Source organism: Flavobacterium tegetincola DSM 22377, from assembly GCF_000425485.1.
In the GTDB taxonomy this organism is placed as follows: domain Bacteria; phylum Bacteroidota; class Bacteroidia; order Flavobacteriales; family Flavobacteriaceae; genus Flavobacterium; species Flavobacterium tegetincola.
This window is the reverse complement of the sequence record NZ_KE384387.1, coordinates 106,343-130,083: the sequence shown is the minus strand read 5'-3', so window position 1 is coordinate 130,083 and position 23,741 is coordinate 106,343. Positions and strand designations below refer to the sequence as shown.

The window sequence follows — 23,741 nt, the reverse complement described above, 5'->3', positions numbered from 1 at the left end:
GTACACTTCGCATTTTTTTGGAACGAGATCACTTTCAAAATTTGAAATTGACATTTATAGTACATTTTTTTTAATGCAATTGCTGTTCAAAATCCTTGAAGGAAAAGGGAAGCGTCAAAAATAAATATCTTCTAAATACTATCCCAACCGTTTATAGCAGTTGGGATTTTTGTTGCAGTCACTTTTGATTTTGAAAAAGTATTACAAAACATTTAGTAATTGTTTAATGAAATTCGTACAAATTAAGTTAACAGATTGGAAATCATTGTATATTTGAGAACCAAAAAACTCCATTAACCAAAAGAAGACCCTTTATGAAGAAAATTTTACTTTTATTACTCATTGTTTTTTATTGTTGTACTGGATTTGCTCAGTTTCCTCAGGATTTTGAAAATGAAAATGTAACCGTGCCCGATGGGTTTCCTCCAGGATGGTTAGTAACGGATAATGGAATTGGAACTACTACAAATTGGACAATTCAAAGTGCTGCATCGGTTGTTATCAACGGTACAAAATCAGCCTACATGAACCGTCAAGAGATTGGACAAGGAAACACTTCTGAAGATTGGCTGATCAGTCCGGCAACTGTAGTTCCTGTAAATGGACAATTACGCTTTTTTACAAAGCAAACTCTGGCCGGTGATAACGGAACCATTTATCAAGTGCGAATTTCTACGGGTGCTGCACAGGCTAATTTGGCTTCTTACACGGTTTTACAACAATGGACAGAAAATCAATTGAACCAAGTATATAATGTAGCAGAAGAAAAATTAGTAGATCTTCCGATTTCAACAATAGGGTCCACTGTGTACATTGCCTTTGTACGGGTCTACACGCAACCAACAACAGTACAAGGCGGAGACCGCTGGATTATTGACGATATCAATGTCAAATCAAAATGTTTGACTCCCATAAACTTAATGGTATTAAATACTGGCGCGACAATGGCAACATTAGGATGGTCGGATTTAGCGGGGTCAAGTGGGTATGAAGTAGAATTTTTGCCATCAAATATGCAACCTACTGGAGTGTCAACTGGAATTTCGTCAACTAATTCTTTCGTGGTAACTAATTTAATACCTTCAACTTGTTACAAGTATTATGTACGTTCTACCTGTTCCAATGGAGAATCTAGTGCATGGGCTGGACCTTATAATTTCTGCACATTATCAATTGGATCTAATTGCACTGAACCTATTGTAATTTCTAATTTGCCGTATCAAACTACCGATCATACCAATAACTATAGCAATACTTTGATAGGACCGCAAGTTTCAAGTTGTATTCCAGTATCAGTAAATTACCAATCTGGGAATGACGTGTTTTACAGTTATACTGCTACAGAAAATACAACTTTAAGTTTTACATTAAATTCGACTCAAACCAGGTCGTCTCTGTTTATTTATCCAAGTTGTGCAGGAACTACTGGACCTTGCTTAGCAGGAACTGGAAATACCACTAATACGCCTAGAATTTTAAATTATGAAGTAGCTGCGGGAAGTACCTACATTATAATGATTTCTTCTGCTACTCCAGTTTCTACAATTGCCTATGATTTATTAATACAAAATGAAGCTTGTGCTTCAAAACCAACGACTTTAGCAACTACGAACACGACTCAAACGACAGCTACTTTAGCGTGGAACGCACCTTCAAGTTCCGTGCTTGGATACCAAATTGCAGTGCAATCTCCAGGAAGTTCAGTTCCAATCGATTCAGGTCAATTTACAGCTGCAACGCCTACTTTTTCTGTCAATAATTTAACTCCGGGAAACACCTATCAATTTTGGGTTCGTTCGGAATGTAGTTCAGGAGTTTTCAGTTCATGGGTTGGACCTGTCACATTTACTACCCAAGTTTGTGCTCCAGCCGATCAATGTTCTTATATTTTTAGAATGACGGACACGGCGAATAATGGGTGGAACGGGGCAAGAATGGACATTCGTCAAAACGGAGTTGTCGTGCAAACTATTGGTAGTACATATAGCACTGGAGCGGGTCCAGTAGATGTTTCTGTGGCACTTTGCAATAATGTTCCCTTTGATATTTTTTGGAGCATTGCCGGAACGCAACCACAACAATGTGTTGTTTCTGTAGTTAACTCTTTTGGGCAAACCATTGCAACAATTAATGGAAGTTCGGTAGCAACAAATAATATAATTTATAATGGTGTATCAAATTGTGTCACTCCATTATGTACTGTGGCACCCACAAATGTGACTGTAAGCAACATCACTTTTAACGGAGGAACAATCAATTGGAATGCAGTAGCTACTGAAAATCTAGGTTTTGATATTTACATCGCTCCAACAGGTAGTCCTCAACCCAATGGTTCAACAACGCCAACCTATTCTGGCGTTAATGGAAGTTCGGGACCTTTTTCATACATGATTCCGACGCCAAATAGTTTATTAGCAGAAACTTTTTACGATGTTTATGTAAGAGTACAATGTGAACCAAATGACTCACCTTGGTCAGCGGTTCAAAGTTTTAAAACTGCTATTTCTTGTCCGCAACCCACAAATCAAACTGTAGCAGCAATTGGTTTAAATTCAGCAACTTTAGGATGGACAGAAGCTGCCTCAGCGACTCAATGGGATGTTCTGATTTTAGCAGGTTCAAATGGAGTTGTACCTGAATCGACTTTAGCAATACCGGTAGTTGGAGCAAATGACTTTTATCTTACCAATTTGACAGGAATTACTACTACAATAACTACTTTGCAATCAGCCACAATGTACTATTATTATGTTCGTTCAATTTGTCAATCTGAAAATGATAAAAGTCAATGGACGGGACCTTTTATGTTTAATACAAATACTTGTATTGCTCCAGCGGCTATTGGTATTTATCAAACAACCTTGACCACTGCTAATCCGATTTGGATTCCAGCACTTCTTTCACACAATGCATGGGAGATTTTAGTAATGCCTTTGCCAAGCGCTAACGTTCCTGCAACGCTTCCTTCGGCAAATCCCGTGTTGGAAAACGGAGCGTATATTCTTCCAGTTTCTGGAAATCCGTCCATTGTACTTTCGGGACTAACAAGTGCCACAAATTATATTTGTTACGTTAGAACAGTTTGCAACAGCACATCAAAAAGCGAATGGCTTGCTTCGGAATTATTCAGCACTTTAATATGCAGCGAGTCGCAGAAATGTACTTATAAATTTCTATTAACTAATGAAACCAATAGCAATTGGTATAATGGAAGAATTCAAGTGCGTCAAAATGGAGTTGTTGTAGCTACTTTAGGCACGGGTGGCGTTAACAATTCAAACGGTATATCTGTTGCTTTGTGCAATAATGTTCCCTTTGATTTGTATTGGAGTGTAGCAGGAGAGTTGCCGCAAGAAATTGGAGTAACAGCAATCAATGCATTTGGTGATATTATATACACAAAAGCGCCGGGAGAAGGAACTCCTTTAACCGTTTTGTTCTCAGATACCACATTAGGAAATTGTGCGCCACCAACTTGTCCAAAATCATCTGATCTCATAGCAGTTGCTTCACAAACTTCAGCTCAATTAAGTTGGACAGAAACAGGTTCTGCAAACCAATGGGAAGTTTGCGTCATTCCGGCAGGCGGATCTCCACCTGTAAATGGAACTCCATTGAATACAGGAATTGAAGGATTTTATTTAGCCAGTACCAATTCAAATTTTGTGGTTAACGGATTAACCGCTGCTACACAATACAAGTACTATGTTCGACCGATTTGTTCGGGAACGGATATTGGCAATTGGAATATTTTAACTCCAGAATCATTTATTACGACACCTTTAAATGATGAATGTAATGATGCAATTTCTGTTCCTATTAATCCAAATCAAGAGTACTTCGTAACTGTTCAAGGAAGTACGCTAGGAGGAACCACCTCTGTAGAAAGTTCCACTTGTCCTGGAAATGAAAATGATGATGTATGGTTTAGTTTTGTGGCTACAAATAATATTCACATTGTAAAACTGCTCAATATAATTGGAACGACAACAAATTTAAGATTTGCAATATATTCAGGTGAGAATTGCGCAACGATGACCCAAATGTTTTGTAGCGCAACAGGTAATAACACCGCAGTTTTAGCTAATTTAATGGTGGGCTATACCTATAAAATTAGAGTATATACCAATGGAAATAATCCAACACAACATGCGACTTTTAATGTTGGAATCGGGACGCCACCCCCTCCAGGGACAAATGATGAATGTGTAAATGCAATTCCTTTAACCGTTAATTATCTTTCAGAATGTCTTTATGTAACTCCCGGAAATTTAATTGGTGCAACTGCGTCAATTGGATTACCAGCTGCTTGTACAGGAAGTGAGGATGATGATGTTTGGTTTAGTTTTATTGCAACTTCAAATACTAATATTATCAATTTACTAAATATTGAAGGTACTACTAGCAACCTAAATCATGCTGTTTTCAGTGGAACTTGCGAAAACCTTACACAGTTTTATTGTGCTCCAGCCAATACGTTAAGTAGTACTGATTTTAACTTTGTAGTGGGGCAAACATATTATGTAAGAATTTGGTCAAACGGTTCGTCGAGTGAGGTTGTTACCTTTGACGTTTGTGTGAAGCCTATTTCAACTTGTAGTACTGCAGCACCGTTTTGCAGCAGTAGTGCCGGTGCTCCTTATGTATTTCCAAATACTATTGGAGTGCCAAACTCTACTCAAATTGCTTGTTTGGCATCTGTTCCAAATCCAACGTATTATACAATAAATGTAAATCAATCAGGACCTTTAAATTTTACGATTTTTCAAAACTCTAATATTAGCCCTACGGGTGAATTGCTTGGTACTAATTTAGATGTCGATTTTGTGGCTTGGGGTCCATTTGCTTCTCCTGAGAGTTGTGATGAAATTGTATTTGCCGATTGTCCTTCTTGTCCAAACAATACTACTAATCCAAATTTCTATCCGTTAGGAAATATCGTTGATTGCAGTTATGATGCTAGTTCTACAGAGACAGTATCAATTCCTAATGCACAAGCGGGCGAATATTACATTATTTTAATTACTAATTTTAATGGCTCAGCAGGTTTTATTAGTATGTTTCAAAACAATTACGATGAACCTAATGCGGGACAAACCTCTTGTGGTGATATCATTCAATTGGTTGCTTTTGTTGATGCTAATAGTAATGGTATAAAAGAGGAATCAGAGACTAATTTCACCTATGGTTCTTTTACTTTCCAAAAAAATAATGTTGGAAACACGTATCATATTTCTAATCCCTTAGGTGTTCAAAACATCTTTGATCAAAATACCGCAAATACCTATGATTTTAATTATGAAATCAATTCGGAATATGAAGCTTACTATGCAGAAACGCCTACTAACTTCAATGATTTAAGTATTCAATATGGAAGTGGTGTTCAATCACTATTCTTTCCAATTACTATTACACAAACCTATAGCGATGTTGATGTTGTTATTATTCCAACAGGTGTGCCGCGTCCTGGATTTACGTATACTCAGAAAATTGTGTACAGAAATTTGGGAGTTATTCCTACTTCTGGAACTTTAAACTATTCAAAGGGAAATGCAAATATTACAATAACAAATAATTCAATAACTCCTACTACAACTACTTCAAATGGTTTTACGCTTGATTATGTTGATTTGGCTCCTGGAGAAACGCGTTATATAAACTTGACGATGACGGTACCGTCCATTCCTATTGTAAATTTAGGCGATTTGGCTACATGTTCAACGTCAATTACTTCAGTGGAAAATGATATTAATGTCGTTAATAACACCTTTGTGATTGCCCAAGCAGTAGTCGCTTCTTATGATCCAAATGATAAAAATGAAGCAAGAGGTACAGCTATTGATATCAACCAATTCAGCCAAGACGACTATCTGTTTTACACCATTCGCTTTCAAAATACAGGAACAGCAAGTGCCGAAACTGTTCGAATTGAAGATCTTTTAGCATCTGAATTTGATTTTGCAAGCATCCGAATGATTAGTGCGAGTCATCATTATTCAATGGAGCGAATCAATAACAAGTTGGTTTGGACTTTTAACAACATCAATCTTCCGGGAGCTTTTCAAAGTGAAGTATTTAGCCAAGGCTATGTAACCTTTAAAATCAAACTAAACCCAGGTTTTGCAGTTGGAGATGTAATTGATAATACGGCTGAAATTTATTTCGATACCAATCCTGCGATTATTACCAATACATTTCAATCCACCTTTATGGAGAGTTTAGGTGTAAAAGGTTTTACAAGCACGAACATTTTGTTGTATCCAAATCCTACAAATTCTATGTTGCATATAAATCTTCAAAACACAAATGAAAGTCTAAAAAACATTATAGTTTACGACATGATTGGAAAAACAATCAAAACCATTTCTGGAAATACTACCCAACAAGCGAGTGTATCTGTTGGCGATTTAGCAAAAGGTGTTTATATGATAGAAATCACAACGGATAAGAATTTGAAACAAGTTCGTAAGTTTATAGTAAATTAGATTTTTACACCGTTAGTTAATTTGAAGGATCCCGATTGCAGTTTTGTAATCGGGATTTTTTTATGCTCTTATTTTTCAAATGTATTCCTACAAATATTATGTATTAAGCTGAAAATCATTGTATATTTGGTCACTTAAAACTCAAGATTCGATGAAAAAACAATTACTTTTTTCTTTTATATTCCTATTTATAGGTTTGCAAATAGTTCATGCGAATAAAGACAGTGTTCTTTCTAAAACAAATTTCCCCTCAAATCTTACATTTGCTTGCAATGCACCTTTTGATCTTTCTGTATCGCAAATCACTACTTCGTCGGCAAAACTGATGTGGTTTGCACCGTCACAAACGACCAACTCATGGGAAATATTGATGATTCCCACTCTTTCTCCCAATATTCCTGATACGCCACCAACTGCTAACCCTATTTTGGATAATGGTTCGGTTTTATTTTCAGTAACAGGAAATAATCCTTTCACAACGGCTAATGATTTGCAAGCTTCTACCTATTATATTTGGTATGTAAGAACCGTTTGCACAAGTTCTCAAAAAAGCAGTTGGAGTCAAGCAAAACTATTTAATACATTACTATGTTCTAATTCCGAAAGTTGTACCTACACCTTCTACCAAATAGAAAATTCAGCTTCAACAATATGGAACGGCGGCGAGGTTGAAGTGAGGCAAAGCGGAATAGTGTTGACAACTTTAGGTATTGACGGAGGCATTCCTGCAGAGGGTGTTGATGTTTTAATATGTAATGATGAAGCATTTGATTTATACTGGAGTAATGCTGGAAATATGCCGCAAACTGTTAGTTTTATGGTTGTAGATCCAAATAATGATATTGTTTTTTCGAAAATGCCCGGAGAGGGTATTCCATTAACCGTTTTATATTCTTCGATAAATAATTGTTCGACGCCTACTTGTCCAAAACCAATTGATTTGCTAGCAACTGATTTAACTCAAACTACAGCAACATTGAGTTGGACAGAAACTGGCGATGCTACGCAATGGGAGGTTTATGTTGCAATTGATGGAGCACCAAAACCAATTAATGGAACACCGCTTAACGAAAATGTCGCGTCTTATTATACCACAAATTCAAACACGAATTTTCTAGTTTCAAATTTGAATTTGCTGACAAAGTACACCTTTTATGTTAGATCCATTTGTAACTCATCTACTATTGGCAATTGGACTATTTTAAATGCTGCAACTTTTAAAACTACTCCCGTAAATAATAATTGCTCTGCTGCTATTTCTGTACCGGTGAATCCCGGTTCCGGTTGTCTTCAGTGGGTTGTAGGAAGTACGTATGGAGCAACTCCTTCCGCAAACAATACATGTTCAGGAGCCCAATCGGGCGATGTTTGGTATAGTTTTGTGGCTACAAATACGATGCATGCTGTTTCGCTTTCGACAGATTTAATAAGTTGGTTTGATTATTTTCAGTTCACTGCTTATTCAGGTGCAGATTGTGGTAATTTGACCCAATTGATTTGCAGCAACGATGGGACAGTGATGTCAAATCTAGTTGTAGGTGCTACTTACAAAATTGCAGTTTCACTGAAAAATGCAAACTGGAACAATCCAAATGGTAATTTTGAAGTCTGCATTACGACATTGCCTCAACCATTCGTGGCAAATGACGATTGTCAAAATGCGATAGAAATCCCTGTGAGCAACCTTAATGTAGAAACGGCGTATGTTTCTGGTACTACTACTGGAGCTACATTTTCACCGCAAATTAATACTTGTGATGGAGTAGCTGATGACGATATTTGGTATAAATTTACCGCAACTAGCAGCAAGCATTTTATAAATCTTAAAGAAGAATACACTGATTTAATGCATGCAGTTTTTGAAAATGGAGACTGCGAAAATATAGTTTTGAAATATTGCAGTGACGATAACTTTAGTACTGCGGAAAATTTAACGATTGGTCAAAAGTATAAAATCAGAGTATGGTCAAAAACGGCAAATTACACTTTAAATGAATTGCAAATTACGGTATTGGCCGCTTTTACGCCACTTGAAGCAAATTCAACAGAATTTTCCACCGCAGAACTTGTAAACAATGTTTTAGTCAATAGTCCTTGTATGAATATTTCAAATATTACTTCAAGCACAGGAACAACTTCGCAAACAAACGGGATAGGTTATTTCACGAATACAAATCCACTTTTTCCACTTCAATCTGGTATTGTTTTATCTACGGGAAAGGCAGCAGATGTTGGAGGTCCAAATGGTACTACGCTTAATGCTGGTGGAGCGGGAGGTGATGCAGAATTGGAAGCAGTCATTCTTGCAGCAACAGGTCAATCTATGTCTTCGACAAATGCTACAAAAGTGGAATTTGATTTTACAAGTCAGAATGAATTTATGAGTTTTAATTTCCTATTTGCATCTGAAGAATATGGCGTTTATCAATGTGGGTATGCCGATGCATTTGCATTTTTATTGACGGATTTAACTACAGGCCAAACTAAAAATTTAGCTGTTGTTCCTGGAACTAATTTACCTATATCGGTTGTAACGATCAGAAATAATGAAAATAATTCAAGTTGCGCTTCTAGTAATTCAAATCTCTTCGATCATTTCTATGATGGTCTCGACCAACAAGTTGCCCCGATAAACTTTAATGGTCAAACTAAAGTAATGTCGGCTTCAAGTGTCATTATTCCAAACAATCCGTATCATATTAAACTAGTGATAGCTGACAGACAAGATTCGGGTTTTGACTCAGCAGTTTTCATTCAAGCAGGAAGTTTTTCTGCTGGACCGCCACAATGTTCGGATAAAATAGAATTAATTTCGTTCATAGACTCCAATAATAATGGAATTAGAGAGGCTTCAGAAGCTAGTTTTACTAATGGATCATTTGTTTACCAACTAAATGATACAGGCGAAAATATAATTAGCTCTTCCTCTACTGGGACTCATATAATTTACGATGAAAATCCCTTAAATAGTTATGATATTTCCTATAATATCCAACCCGAATTTGCCAGTTATTATTCTATAGCAACTTCTTTTGAAAACATATCAATTCCAGTGGGAAGTGGTACTCAAACTTTGTATTTCCCAATTACCGAAATTCAAGGTTTTAGTGATTTATCAGTTACCATTATTCCAATTGGACAACCTGTTGCTGGTTCCAGTTATGCCAATAAAGTAGTGTATAAAAACGTAGGGACTAGTGCCGCTTCTGGCGTAATCAATTATACAAAAGCTGCCTCGGCAACCATTTCTACAACTGAAAGTGGAGTTGAATTGACTCCAACTGGATTCACCTATAATTTTAGTAATCTAGCTCCTTTTGAAACGCGTTCTTTCATTATTCAAATTAATGTTCCTGCGGCAAAACAGACGAACGAAAATAGTACTTTATCAAGCAACATCTCCATCTCGTCATCGACTGGGGACACAAATTCTAGTAACGACTCGCTTCAAATTTCGCAAGCGGTAGTCAATGAAGCTAATTTTATCTATAAAATAGAAGCGCACGGAACTAAATTGAACACCAATACGTTTACTCAAGAGGAATATTTGTATTATACCATTTACTTTGAAAACAAAGCAACGGTAAGTGTGAATAATATTCGTGTGCAAGATATATTAGATGCTCAATTGGATGAAGAAAGTGTAAGAATGGTAAGTGCAAGTCACAATTATACGATGGAACGAATTGGAAATCAGTTGATTTGGAATTTTGATTTCATTTATTTGCCAAGTGATTTAGAAAGTGCTGATTTAAGTAAAGGTTATTTAACGTTCAAAGTAAAAGTAAAATCAGGTTTTCAAGGAGGAGATGTCATTCCGAATTTTGCAAAAATCTACTTCGATTTGAATCCAATGGTGGTTACTAATACTTTTTTATCTGAATTTGAAATTGATTTAGGAACGCAAGATTTTTCATCAAACAATATTTTGTTGTATCCAAATCCAACCAGTTCGATGTTGAATATCAATCTTCAAGGCACGAATGAAAATGTATCAAAAATCGTGGTTTATGATGTAATTGGAAAAACAGTTTTAAGGCTTTCAGCAAATAATACGCAGCAAACCAGTATTAATGTAGGAAGTTTGGCAAAAGGAATGTACCTTATTGAAATCACAAGGGATACGAATTTGAAACAAGTTCGTAAGTTTATTGTGGATTAATATACAGTACTAGATTATTTAGGATCCCGATTGCAGTTTTGTAATCGGGATTTTCTTTGTAATCTATATGTATCTATTGAAATTGTCATTGTTATTGCCATTGCATTCACTTTAGCAATCTCTTAAGACACAAACATTGTTTTGTTGCTTAATTTTGTAAAATGAAAAAGATACCCCTTTCAATATTAGATTTAGTTGTAGTAAAACAAGGTGGAACGGCAACGACAGCGATTGAAGAAACGGTCCGGTTTGCACAGAAAGCGGAAGAATTAGGTTTTGAACGCTTTTGGATGTCGGAACACCACAATATGGCTAACATAGCAAGTGCCGCAACTTCGGTTTTAATTGGTCATGTGGCTGGAAAAACAAATAGTATTAGAGTAGGTTCGGGCGGAATCATGTTGCCCAATCACAGTCCGCTTGTTATTGCGGAACAATTTGGAACTTTGGAAACACTTTACCCTAACCGAATAGATTTGGGTTTAGGACGCGCTCCTGGAACCGACCAAAATACCGCTATGGCATTACGCAGAAATGCACAAGATGTGTCGATGGCGTTTCCATCAGATGTAAAACAGTTGCAAAAGTATTTCAGTAGTGAAAACAGTACAGCTGCCGTTCGTGCTTTTCCCGCAGAAGGTTTAGATATTCCGTTGTGGATTTTAGGTTCAAGTACGGATAGTGCTTATTTGGCTGCTCAATTGGGATTGCCTTATGCGTTTGCGGCTCATTTCGCTCCAGCACAATTCCGACCTGCGATTGCCATTTACAGAAACAATTTCCGACCGTCAGAGCAATTGGCAAAACCGCATGTAATGGCTTGCGTCAATGTTATTGGTGGAGAAACCAATGATGAAGCCAATTTCAACGCGACGAGTTTAGTGAGAATGTTTACCGGAATTGTGACTAATTCAAGAAGTCCGCTTCAACCTGCGGGAGAATTACCGGATTCGTATCAAATTCCAGAAGTTCGTGCGATGGTGGAGAATATGTTGGCTTGCACATTTATCGGAGACAAAGAACGTTTACGAGAAAATTTAGGAGGTTTTATTGAAGATTCCAACATTGATGAATTAATGGTAACGAATTATTTTTATGATGAGGTGGCGAAGATGAGGTCATTGGAAATTTTGAAAGAAGCGCTTAGATAAAAATCTTAAAAAATTAATATTTACTTTTGAACCATTAAGATATTAAGGTTGTTAAGACTTAATATTTCTTAATATCTAAATGGTTTATTTTTATTTATATCTTTCAATAAATAGACTTTTGTGAATTGTAATTTGAACTATTGGATTAACACTATAAAAAAGTAAAAGCCATTCGAAAGAATGGCTTTTACTTTTTATATAATTCAAATCTTACATTAAATCCATGATCAATGAAGGGAAGAAACCTATTGCAATATTTAATAGAATTGCAATTACAGCAACTGCATAATATAGGACTGGAGTTGCAGTACGTTCTTCATTTGGTTCTTTTCCGTACATTGCTAGAATCAATTTGAAGTAGTATCCAATACTAATGATGGAGTTGATTACAGCAATGATTACCAAGAATAAATAGCCAGATTCAATGGTATTGCTGAACAAGAATAGTTTAGCAAAAAATCCAGAGAATATTGGAATACCACCCATTGATAATAAAGCTCCAGTTAATACTGCTGCTAAAACAGGATTTGTTTTACCTAAACCGTGGAAATTGACGATGTCTTCGTTTTCATTGTGTCTGCAAACATAAAGAATTACAGCAAACGCAGCAATTCCGGCTAAAGAGTACGCTGCAGTATAATACAATAGCGTTCCTGCTGCTGTACTTAATGATAATAATGTCATCAACATAAATCCAGCGTGCGAAACTCCAGAGAAAGCCAACATTCTTTTTACGTTATTTTGGCGCAAAGCCATAATATTTCCGACAGTCATCGATGCGATAGAAAGTACTACAATTACCATTTGAAACGCGTAAGTCATTTCAGCATTTAAGACTACAAGTAATTTGAAAAGTGTTGCCATTGCTACCACTTTTACCAATGTACTCATTGTTGCCGTAGTTAAAGCCGGTGAACCTTCATACACATCGGGAGCCCAAAAATGGAAAGGAACCGCTGCAACTTTAAACAACATTCCAATAACGATCATTACTACTCCGATGAAAAACCAAGCTGGTAATTCGGCAGAACGGGATAACGATGCAATTTCAGCTACGTCAAAACTTCCCATTGCTCCGTAAACCAAACAAATTCCGAATAAAACAATACCAGAAGCAAAAGCACCCATTAAAAAGTACTTCATACCAGCTTCGTTACTTCTTAGACTCAAACGCTCGCTCGCTGCTAAAACATATAATCCGATGGATAAAATTTCTAATCCTAGGAAATACATTGCTAAATTCCCAAAAGAAACCATTGCAATTGCACCCGCAAGGATGAATATTTTGATGGCAATAAAATCGGATATTTTTGTCGGATGATTGCTGTAAAAATTGTGACTCATCGCTACAATAAACGTAGTCAAGATGATAAACAAACTTGAAAAAGTTACAGAAAAGTTGTTTACCACAATCATGTTGTTGTAGTAGGAAGCTTCCGTTCCGTATTCCGACATTGTTAGCCCTAACGTGGCCAATAATCCAATAATTGTTACGGGAATAATTCCTTTTCTTAAATTGAAAATTTCAAATATTAGGCATAAAACCCCTAAACCTGTAATTGCTATTAATGTTGTCATTTTTGAATTTAAGGATTATCGATTTATTTGTAATAAAATTGTTTCTAAAGAAGGCGTAATCAAATCAGTCAATGGTTTCGGATAGAATCCGAAAAACATAATTACTCCGATAATGGATACCATTACTAGTCCTTCGCTAAAAGTTACGTCTTTGAAAATTTTAGTATTTGTTTCGCCTAACATGGAATGTTGGTATAATTTCAACATGTAATACGCTCCCAAAATAATGGTCAAACCACCAAGAATCGCAAACCACATATCCACTTGGAACAATGCATAAAGTACTGTGAATTCACCAATAAAGTTGAATGTAGATGGCAATGAAATTGATGCGAAAACTAAAATCATAAACATCGAAGCAAATGCTGGTGCTTGAGTTCTAATTCCACCCATTTCTGAAATAATTCTTGTGTCTAATCTTCGGTAGATGATTTCAGCAGCAAAGAATAAACCTACTACTACAAATCCGTGTGCCATCATTTGCAAAACTGCTCCACGAAATCCGTCCAAATTCAAAGCATACGTTCCCGCTGCAATTAATCCAACGTGTGCCAACGAAGAGTAAGCTAATAATTTCTTGATGTCTCTTTGGCGTAAAGCCACAATCGAACCGTAAATAACTCCAGCAATTCCTAATCCGATGAAGATATTCATATATTCTTTCGCCGCCATTGGAGCGATAGGCAGTTGCCAACGGATTACGCTGTACAATCCCATTTTCAACATGATTCCTGATAAAAGCATGGTTCCAACAGTTGGTGCTTTTTGGTATACATTTGCTTGCCAAGTATGGAAAGGGATTAATGGAATTTTCACTGCATAAGCAAAGAAGAATGCCAAGAAAATCCATAATTGTTCGTCTGCCGAAAGGTCTAAATTGTATAATGCTTCAAGTTGGAAACTTCCCGCTTTACTGTAAAGGTAAATGAAAGCCGTTAGCATGAACAATGAACCTGCTAATGTATAAATGAAGAATTTGACTACTGCTTTTTTGCGTTCTTCAGCATCTCCATTACCCCAAATTAATGCAATAAAGTAAATCGGTATTAATGCCAATTCCCAGAAGATGTAGTATAAAAGTCCGTCTGACGCCAAGAAGGTTCCCGCCATAGCAAACGACATGAATAAAATTAATGCGTAGAAATTTTTAGCATTTTTAACTTCATTTCCAAAAGAGGAAAGAATGATGATTGGTGTTAAAATTCCGTTCAATAATAACATTGCAAATGCTAAACCGTCTGCTTTTAATGAAAAAGAGATAACTGGTTTTGTAATCCAAGCCATCGTAAGGTCAAGGTTTTGTCCAGCATTGAAAAGGCTCAATAAGTAAAGTGTACACCCTAAAGAAACCAGACCGAAGAACAAAGCGACTTTCGAAGCCATTTTGTCTCCCGCTAAAAAGGTTGCTATAGCGCCAACTAAAAGTATAATTAATAATAAAGATATGTCCATTAGTCGAAAATTATAATTCTATAAATAAGTATGAAATGATTGCACAGAAGCCGATAACAAAGATAAACAAGTAAAAACCGATACTGCCCGTTTGTAATTTTTTACCTTGAAAACTCAACTCGTTCGCTACTTTTCCAAAACCAAATACAAAAGCAGATAATCCTACTTCCACGAAATCTCTGAAAAAGTTAGACAAAGCATTGATTGGTTTTACAAAGATTGCATCATAAATTTCATCAACATAATATTTGTTATACAAAACTTTACTGATACCAGTAAATGTTGCGTCAGCACCAGGAACCTGATTTTGTTTCATGTATTTTGCATAAGCTACGCCAATACCTACTAAAGCACCAACAGTTGCAATGGCCATCAAGATATATTCTGTTTGACCTAAAGCGTGAGCGATGTGTTCTTTGTTTGGGAAAAAAGGAGCTAAATAATGATTCAACCAAGAATTTCCAGGCAAGCTAATTAAACCTCCAACTGTAGCAAGAATTGCCAAAACAATTAATGGAAAAGTAATTAAAGCCGGACTTTCGTGTAAGTGCTTTTTCTGTTCTTCTGTTCCTCTGAAATCATTGAAGAACGTCAAGAACATTAAACGGAACATATAGAAAGCGGTGAATATAGAAGCCAATGAACCAATAACCCATAAAACAGGATTACCATGAAATGCAGTCATTAAAATTTCATCTTTCGACCAGAAACCTGCTAAAGGAAAAATTCCTGAAATCGCTAAACTCGATAACAACATGGTGATAAATGTAATAGGCATTGCTTTACGCAAACCGCCCATTTTTCGCATATCTTGCTCGTTGTGTAAAGCGTGAATTACTGAACCCGAACCCAAGAACAAACAAGCTTTAAAGAAAGCATGTGTAATTACGTGGAAAACGGCAATTTCATAAGCACCCATTCCTAAAGCCAAAAACATCAATCCCAACTGCGAAACAGTAGAATAGGCAAGAACTTTTTTAATATCAGTTTGGACTAAAGCAATTGTCGCAGCTACTAAAGAAGTAATTGCACCAATTATTGCAATCGCATCTTGAACTAGCGGAGCTAAATCAAATAAGAAGTACAAACGTGTAATCATAAAAATACCCGCTGTTACCATTGTTGCCGCGTGAATTAATGCAGAAACCGGAGTTGGTCCCGCCATTGCATCAGGCAACCATGTATATAACGGAATTTGTGCCGATTTTCCAGCTGCTCCAATAAATAGAGCAATTGCTGCAATCGTAATCCACATTTCGTTATTCATTGTTCCAGCTAAAACGATTGTTTTCAATTCAGCGAAATCAATTGTTTTGAAAACAAATCCTACAATGAAAATTCCAACAAGCAAACCTAAATCACCAATACGGTTCATGATAAACGCTTTCTTTGCCGCATCATTGAAATCTTGGTTTTTATACCAGAATCCAATTAATAAGTACGAACACAGTCCAACGCCTTCCCAACCAATAAACATGATAAGTAAGTTACTTCCGATTACTAATGAAATCATGAAGAACACGAACAAATTCAAATAAGCAAAAAACTTGTGCATATTTTCGTCGTCGTGCATGTAACTAATCGAATACAAGTGTATCAAGGCGCCAATTCCTGTTACGAACATCAACCATAATAAAGATAAATGGTCTAACAAAAATCCGAAGTCCACTTTGAAATCACTAATCGCAATCCAGTCAAATAATTTAACTTGAATGGCTTGATTCGTTTCTGTAATATTTAAAAAGAAATAAAGTGTTACCGCAAAAGAAACGATAACCGTAAAGGTTCCAATTGCTCCTGAAAGTGTTTTACCCAATTGTTTTCCGAAGAAAATATTAAGTAAAAACCCGAACAGCGGTGCTAATATTAAAACTAAAGCTAAAGTAGTATCCATTGAAAATTATCCTTTTAAGTTTTTTAAATTAGCCACATCAATCGAACCGATATTTCGGAACACAGCTACTAAAATTGCTAATCCTACTGCAACTTCCGCTGCTGCAACTGCCATCGAAAAGAAAACGAACACTTGTCCGTTTGCATCTTGGTGGTACGTTGAAAAAGCAACGAACAATAAATTCACGGCATTCAACATAATTTCAATTGACATAAAAACGATGATGGCGTTTCTTCTATACAATACCCCGAATACTCCAATACAAAAAAGGATTACCGAAAGGAATATATAATTTTCAATACCTATGTGGTTTAAAACGTTATCCATAATTATTTAGCTGAATTTTCTTTTTTAGACAATAAGACCGCACCAATCATTGCAACAAGTAAAAGCACAGAAACAAATTCAAACGGAATCATAAAGCCGTTATCTTGGTCCAATAATACTTTACCTAAAACTTTGATGGATTGATAGTCTTCTCCTGTAGTATCGTAATCACCCATAATTGGTTTTGAACGAAGAAAGATGGAAAGCAATATTCCACACGTTGCAAGAACAGAAAATACAGCTCCCAAACGTGTTAACCTTGGTTTATGTACTTCGTCTTCTTTGTTCAAATTCATCAACATTAAAGTAAAAAGCAATAAAATCATAATTGCTCCAGAATAAACTATAATGTGAACCAAAGCTAAGAATTGCGCATTAAAAAGTAAATAATGTCCCGCAATGGAGAAAAAACAGATCACTAAATAAATAGCACTGTGAATGGGATTTCTACTGAAGATCGTCATAAATGCAGTCGATAATGTAACTGCTGATAAGACGTAAAATATAATAAGTACTGTAGACATTAGTTTACGTTTTTTAATTTACCATTTGCAATCGCAGCCTCAAGCGGCATGACCAACTTATCTTTTCCAAAAATAAATTCCTCTCTATCGTAACTAGCAGGAACCAATACTTTCGACTTTGTCAAATAAATCGCTTCCTTCGGACATGCTTCTTCACACAATCCACAGAAAATACATCGCAACATATTGATTTCATAAATCGAAGCATATTTTTCCTCGCGGTATAAATGTACTTCGTCTGCAGTACGTTCTTCCGCTTTCATCGTAATCGCTTCTGCAGGACAAGACAAAGCACACAATCCACAAGCCGTACAACGTTCGCGACCTTCATCATCACGCATCAACATGTGTTGACCACGGTAAATATCACTTCTAGAACGTACTACTTCTGGATATCTTATCGTCACTTTTCTCTTAAATAAGTGGCTAATGGTAATAAATAAACCCTTAACAATCGCCACGAGATACAAGCTCTCCCAAAAAGTCATCTTTTTGTTCGAAACCTCTTTTTTGCTTCCCGACAGTGACATCGTTTGTATAGACATATCGTATTATTTTAATTTTTTTGGAGCGAATCGTACTCTTGTATTTGGTTTCCCTGTTCCCGCTTTCCGTTCTTTCCGATGAAAAATCGGAACCACTGCAATCGGGGCTATTAGAGTTTCTATTCGCTTATTTATTTTCTTTCGGACTTGAGGAACCAATTTGGATACTTCAAGTTATACTTTTAACAATCGCATTTATTTAAATGTATTGTAATGATGGCATTATTTCCACTAATTCAAAATCTAACTGTCAAATAACAAAATCACGATTCCAGTAATTATGATGTTGGCTATTGCAAGTGGAATCAATGTTTTCCATCCCAAACGCATCAATTGATCGTATCTAAATCTTGGAATGGTCCAACGGATCCACATAAAGAAAAAGATGAAAAAACATATTTTTGCAAATAAAACGATTATTCCTATGACATTGGCAATATTTACCCCCCAATTTTCAACAGCCCAACTCATTCCAGGATAATTGTAAGCTCCTAAATAAAGTACTGCTAAAATGGTAGAGGAAATAAACATGGCAGCATATTCAGCAAATAAATAGAAACCCATTCGCATAGAAGAATATTCGGTATGGTAACCTCCAATTAATTCCGCTTCACATTCTGCTAAATCAAAAGGGGTACGGTTTGTCTCTGCAAAAGAACAAATCAAGAAGATGATAAATCCAACCGGTTGGTAGAAAATATTCCAGTTCATACCTGCTTGTTGCTCTGCAATTTCACGTAAGCTCAACGTTCCCGTCATCATAATTAAAGCGATGATTGAAAGTCCCATTGCAACTTCGTAAGAAATCATTTGAGAAGCAGCTCGCATCGCACTCATTAATGAGAACTTGTTGTTAGACGCCCAACCACCAATCATGATTCCGTAAACTCCAACAGATAAAACGCCGAAAACATAAAGTAAAGCTACGTCAATATCCGTCGCTTGTAAAATAACATCGCGTCCAAATAAATGCAATTTGTCTCCCCACGGAATAACGGCACTTGTCATCAAGGCCACACTCATGGAAACTGCAGGTCCTACAACGAACAAGAATTTATTAGGTGTGTCCGGTAAAAATTCTTCTTTCGAAAATAATTTTAATCCATCAGCAAGAGGTTGTAAAATTCCACCTTTTCCAGCTCTATTTGGACCAATTCGGTCTTGAAGCCAAGCGGCAACTTTACGTTCTGCCAAGGTAGAATACATCGCCATCAACATCGTTATTGCAAAGATGATGGTAATGAAAATCCCTTTTTCTAAAATAAGTGTACTGTCCATGTATATTAAATATTACCTTCTGTAAATACTTCTTTTTCTGTTTCGCTTAAAGGAACTTGAGGCATACTGATTTTTTTACGGTCTTGGTCACGTCCTTTTAAAATACCTTTTTCTGTTTCAATAATTACCGTGTCCAATTCACGTGTGTAATTATTTTGATTGATTACAGAGAATTTTTCGAATTTACGTGGTCCTTCAATCGTCCAATCTGAAACTTCTTTTTTGTCAAAACGACACGTGTTACAAATGAAATTATCCACTTCGTGAAACTCATCTTTCCGACCAGTTACGCGTTGAATTTCATTTCCAAACATCCAAACGGTTGTTTTTCCACAACATCCTGGAGTAGTACATTCTCTATGTGCGTCAAAAGGTTTGTTAAACCAAACTCTTGATTTGAATCGGAAAGTTTTGTCGGTTAAAGCACCAACCGGACAAACGTCAATCATATTTCCTGAAAACTCATTTGTAATCGCTTTTGAAATACAAGTCGAAATATTTGAATGATCCCCTCTGTCCATAACACCATGAACTCTGTCATCCGTTAATTGGTCAGCAACCATTACACAACGGTAGCATAAAATGCAGCGGTTCATGTGTAATTGAATATTTGGGCCTATATCTTCCGGCTCAAAGGTTCGTTTCTTTTCAATGTAACGTGTTTGCGATTTCCCGTGTTTGAAACTCAAATTCTGCAAATCACATTCTCCTGCTTGGTCACAAACCGGACAATCTAACGGGTGATTGATTAAAAGGAATTCAGTAACCGATTTTCTTGCATCTTGAACGCGTTCTGAAGCCGTACTATTGATTTCCATTCCATCTTGACAACCTGTTACACACGATGCCATTAATTTTGGCATCGGTCTTGGGTCGTTATCACTTCCTTTAGCCACTTCCACTAAACAACAACGGCATTTTCCGCCACTACCTTTTAATTTTGTATAATAGCACATGGCTGGCGGAACAGATTCTCCACCAATCATTCGAGCAGCTTGCAGGATGGTTGTTCCTGGTTCTACGTCTATACTTTGACCGTCTATTGTTACTTTCATTATATAATTTGTTTGAAAGTTTAATGTTTAAGGTTTTACAACTTAAACGTTAACTTTGAACTTTTTAAACTGTTTGTTTACTAACTAAATGCTTTACTTTTTCAAAAGGTTCAGCAACAAAGTGTTCTCTATTTTTTATTTTTTCTGGGAAACGTACGTGGTATTCAAATTCATCTCTAAAGTGACGAATAGCTGCTGCAACTGGCCAAGCCGCTGCATCACCTAACGGACAAATGGTGTTTCCTTCAATTTTAGATTGAATGCTCCACAATAAATCAATATCTTCTTCACGACCTTGACCGTTTTCGATTCTCCACAATACTTTTTCCAACCATCCTGTTCCTTCGCGGCAAGGTGAACATTGTCCGCAACTTTCATGTGCATAAAAACGAGCAAAATTCCACGTATTTCTTACGATACAAGCGGTGTCATTATAAACGATGAATCCACCTGAACCTAACATCGAACCAGTAGCAAAACCACCATCAGATAAAGATTCGTAAGTCATCAATCTATCATCTCCGTTTGCTGTTTTGTAAATCAAATTTGCCGGTAAAACGGGAACAGATGAACCTCCTGGGACGAATGCTTTCAAGGGACGACTGTCAATCATACCACCTAAATATTCATCAGAATTCATGAATTCATAAACACTTAAACCCAATTCAATTTCGTAAACACCTTGGTTTTTCACATGACCTGAAGCTGAAATTAACTTTGTTCCTGTAGAACGACCAATTCCAATTTTTGCATAATCAGCTCCAGAATTATTGATAATCCACGGCACTGCTGCAATTGTTTCTACATTATTTACAACTGTAGGATTTGACCACAAACCTGAAATTGCAGGAAAGGGTGGTTTAATTCTTGGATTTCCTCTTTTTCCTTCTAAAGATTCAATTAATGCGGTTTCTTCGCCACAAATGTATGCGCCACCACCAATTTGAACATATAATTCTAAATCATAACCGGAACCTAAAATATTTTTTCCCAACCAACCTGCAGCTTTCGCTTCGGCAATGGCGCGTTCTAATATTTTATAAACCCACATGTACTCTCCACGAATGTAGATGTAGGATAAATTAGCTCCAAGGGCATAACTTGACGTAATCATTCCTTCAATTAATAAGTGAGGAAGATGTTCCATCAAGAAACGGTCTTTAAAAGTACCTGGTTCAGATTCATCGGCATTACAAACTAAATGTCTCGGTTTACCTGATTTTTTGTCAATAAAACTCCATTTCATTCCGGCTGGAAATCCTGCTCCACCACGGCCTCTTAATCCTGAAGTTTTTACTTCTTCAACTACTTCGTCAGGAGTTAAGGTTTTTATTGCCTTTTCCACAGAAGCATAACCACCTTCGCGACGGTATACTTCATAGGTTTTAATTCCTGGAACGTTGATTTTATCTAATAATATTTTTTGTGACATATTATTTATCGTGTAAAGTAATCTTGTTATCTCGGCAATCTACGATGAGTTGGTCAATTTTTTCTTTAGTCAAATGCTCTTGGTAAAAATCGCCCAATTGCATCATTGGAGCATATCCACAAGCACCTAAACATTGAACACCTCTTACTTCAAACATTCCGTCTGGAGTTGGTTCGCCAACTTTTACTCCTAATTTATCGCAAGTGTAGTCCATTAAATTTTCTACACCATTCAAGCAACAAGGCGAAGTAGTACAAAATTCAAACATGTATTTTCCAATCGGCTGTCTGTTGAACATGGTATAGAAACTCACCACTTCATATACTTCAACCGGTTTGATGCTTAAAATTTCAGCTACTTTGTCTTGCAATTCAATACTCAACCAATCGTTGTGAGCATCTTGAACTTCGTGCAAAACAGGCAATAAAGCCGATTTTTGTTTTCCTTCTGGATAATGACTGATTAATTCATTGATACGTGTCATCAATGATTCAGTCATGTTTATCTCTTGTTTTATATCTAGTACTTTCATTTTTAATATAAGATTTTGGATTTCAGATTTCTGATTTTTCGAACAGTCTTCTTTAATCTACTTCCTGCAATGTATTTAAGCGTCTAATTCTCCAGCAATTACATTTAAACTAGATAAAGTGGCAATTGCATCAGATAGCATCGCTCCTTTAACCATTTCATTGTAAGCTTGGTAATAAATAAAACAAGGACGTCTGAAGTGCAATCTAAATGGAGCACGACTTCCGTCTGTAATTAAGTAAAAACCCAATTCTCCATTTCCACCTTCAACGGGATGATATACTTCTGTAATTGGAACAGGAATTTCTCCCATTACAATTTTGAAGTGGTAAATTAAACCTTCCATTGTATTGTAAACATCTTCTTTTGGCGGAAGATAATAATCAGGAACATTCGCATGGAAAGGACCTTCCGGCATTTTATCTAAAGCTTGTCTGATGATTTTTAAACTTTCCCAAACTTCTCCGTTTCTTACGCAAAAACGGTCGTACGTATCACCTGATTTTCCAACGGGAATATCAAATTCGAAATCTTCGTAAGAACTGTACGGTTGCATTTTACGAATGTCGTAATCCACACCAGTCGCTCTTAAATTTGGACCTGTAAAACCGTAGTTCATTGCACGTTCAGCATTAATTGCTCCAACGTCAATGGTTCGGTCCATGAAAATTCTATTTCGAACTAGTAAATTTTCAAATTCTTGCCATGCAGCAGGGAAATCTTCTAAAAACTTTTCAATTTTTTCAAAAACTAATGGCGTCCAGTCTCTTTCGAAACCACCAATTCGTCCCATGTTAGTCGTTAACCGAGCACCACAAATTTCTTCGTAGATTTCATAGACTCTTTCACGCATTTGAAACACATACAAGAAACCGGTTAAGGCTCCAGTATCCACTCCAATAACCGAATTACAAATCACGTGGTCTGTTATACGTGCTAATTCCATGATGATTACTCTCATGTATTGAACGCGTTTTGGAACTTCAATATTTAATGCTTTTTCCAAAGTCATCCACCAACCCATATTATTTATAGGTGCCGAACAATAATTCATTCGGTCAGTTAATGGTGTAATTTGATAGAAAGGTCTGTTTTCTGCAATTTTTTCAAAAGCACGGTGAATGTAACCCACAGTTCCTTCGCCTTCCACGATACGTTCTCCATCCATCAACAAGATGTTTTGGAAAATTCCGTGAGTTGCAGGGTGTGTTGGTCCTAAATTCAGAATCGAAAGCTCACTTCCGTCTTCATTTTGCCTTTGCTTGATAATATCAGCGTAACGTAATTCTGGTGGTAATAATAAGTCTTGCATGTTTGCGCTATTATT

Annotated in this window: 14 protein-coding genes; 3 read left to right on the top strand and 11 right to left on the bottom strand. The window is 36.4% G+C overall.

The window, feature by feature from the left end; all coding sequences use genetic code 11:
- Positions 1–314 precede the first annotated feature (314 nt).
- The 3 genes from H602_RS0115670 to H602_RS0115660 all read left to right on the top strand — a co-directional run bounded on the left by H602_RS0115670 (position 315) and on the right by H602_RS0115660 (position 11,798).
- Positions 315–6,485, top strand: a complete 6,171-nt coding sequence (locus H602_RS0115670) for a DUF7619 domain-containing protein (RefSeq protein ID WP_026978869.1) — start codon at positions 315–317, stop codon at positions 6,483–6,485.
- 151 nt (positions 6,486–6,636) lie between these two features.
- Positions 6,637–10,647: a choice-of-anchor L domain-containing protein gene (locus H602_RS0115665; RefSeq protein ID WP_026978868.1), complete on the top strand. Its 4,011-nt coding sequence runs from the start codon at positions 6,637–6,639 to the stop codon at positions 10,645–10,647.
- A gap of 161 nt (positions 10,648–10,808) precedes the next feature.
- On the top strand, positions 10,809–11,798 hold the full coding sequence (locus H602_RS0115660) for an LLM class flavin-dependent oxidoreductase (RefSeq protein WP_026978867.1): 990 nt from the start codon (positions 10,809–10,811) through the stop codon (positions 11,796–11,798).
- Positions 11,799–12,008: 210 nt separating this feature from the next.
- Here the strand turns inward: H602_RS0115660 and H602_RS0115655 are convergent, their stop codons facing one another.
- The 11 genes from H602_RS0115655 to H602_RS0115605 all read right to left on the bottom strand — a co-directional run bounded on the left by H602_RS0115655 (position 12,009) and on the right by H602_RS0115605 (position 23,726).
- Positions 12,009–13,376: an NADH-quinone oxidoreductase subunit N gene (locus tag H602_RS0115655; protein ID WP_026978866.1), complete on the bottom strand. Its 1,368-nt coding sequence runs from the start codon at positions 13,374–13,376 to the stop codon at positions 12,009–12,011.
- A gap of 15 nt (positions 13,377–13,391) precedes the next feature.
- A complete protein-coding gene (locus H602_RS0115650) occupies positions 13,392–14,828 on the bottom strand; it encodes a complex I subunit 4 family protein (protein WP_026978865.1) in 1,437 nt (478 codons plus the stop codon).
- Positions 14,829–14,838: 10 nt separating this feature from the next.
- Positions 14,839–16,722 (bottom strand): NADH-quinone oxidoreductase subunit L, encoded by a 1,884-nt coding sequence (gene nuoL / locus H602_RS0115645; protein WP_026978864.1) that lies wholly within the window; start codon positions 16,720–16,722, stop codon positions 14,839–14,841.
- Positions 16,723–16,728: 6 nt separating this feature from the next.
- A complete protein-coding gene (nuoK, locus tag H602_RS0115640) occupies positions 16,729–17,049 on the bottom strand; it encodes an NADH-quinone oxidoreductase subunit NuoK (RefSeq protein ID WP_026978863.1) in 321 nt (106 codons plus the stop codon).
- A 2-nt stretch (positions 17,050–17,051) separates the two neighbouring features.
- Positions 17,052–17,573, bottom strand: coding sequence for an NADH-quinone oxidoreductase subunit J family protein (locus H602_RS0115635; protein WP_026978862.1), 522 nt, complete (start codon positions 17,571–17,573; stop codon positions 17,052–17,054).
- A complete protein-coding gene (locus H602_RS0115630; RefSeq protein ID WP_026978861.1) occupies positions 17,573–18,118 on the bottom strand; it encodes a NuoI/complex I 23 kDa subunit family protein in 546 nt (181 codons plus the stop codon). Before H602_RS0115630 ends, H602_RS0115635 begins: the two co-directional genes overlap by 1 nt.
- 243 nt (positions 18,119–18,361) lie before the next feature.
- Positions 18,362–19,396, bottom strand: coding sequence for an NADH-quinone oxidoreductase subunit NuoH (gene nuoH, locus H602_RS0115625; protein ID WP_026978860.1), 1,035 nt, complete (start codon positions 19,394–19,396; stop codon positions 18,362–18,364).
- 5 nt (positions 19,397–19,401) lie between these two features.
- Complete coding sequence (locus H602_RS0115620; protein ID WP_026978859.1) at positions 19,402–20,451, bottom strand: NADH-quinone oxidoreductase subunit G; 1,050 nt, start codon at positions 20,449–20,451, stop codon at positions 19,402–19,404.
- Between the two features lie 64 nt (positions 20,452–20,515).
- Positions 20,516–21,883: an NADH-quinone oxidoreductase subunit NuoF gene (gene nuoF, locus H602_RS0115615; protein WP_026978858.1), complete on the bottom strand. Its 1,368-nt coding sequence runs from the start codon at positions 21,881–21,883 to the stop codon at positions 20,516–20,518.
- A 1-nt stretch (position 21,884) separates the two neighbouring features.
- Positions 21,885–22,415 (bottom strand): complex I 24 kDa subunit family protein, encoded by a 531-nt coding sequence (locus H602_RS0115610; RefSeq protein ID WP_026978857.1) that lies wholly within the window; start codon positions 22,413–22,415, stop codon positions 21,885–21,887.
- Between the two features lie 75 nt (positions 22,416–22,490).
- The gene (locus tag H602_RS0115605) at positions 22,491–23,726 is read right to left on the bottom strand and encodes an NADH-quinone oxidoreductase subunit D (RefSeq protein WP_026978856.1); all 1,236 of its coding nucleotides are present in this window, start codon (positions 23,724–23,726) and stop codon (positions 22,491–22,493) included.
- Between the last annotated feature and the right edge of the window lie 15 nt (positions 23,727–23,741).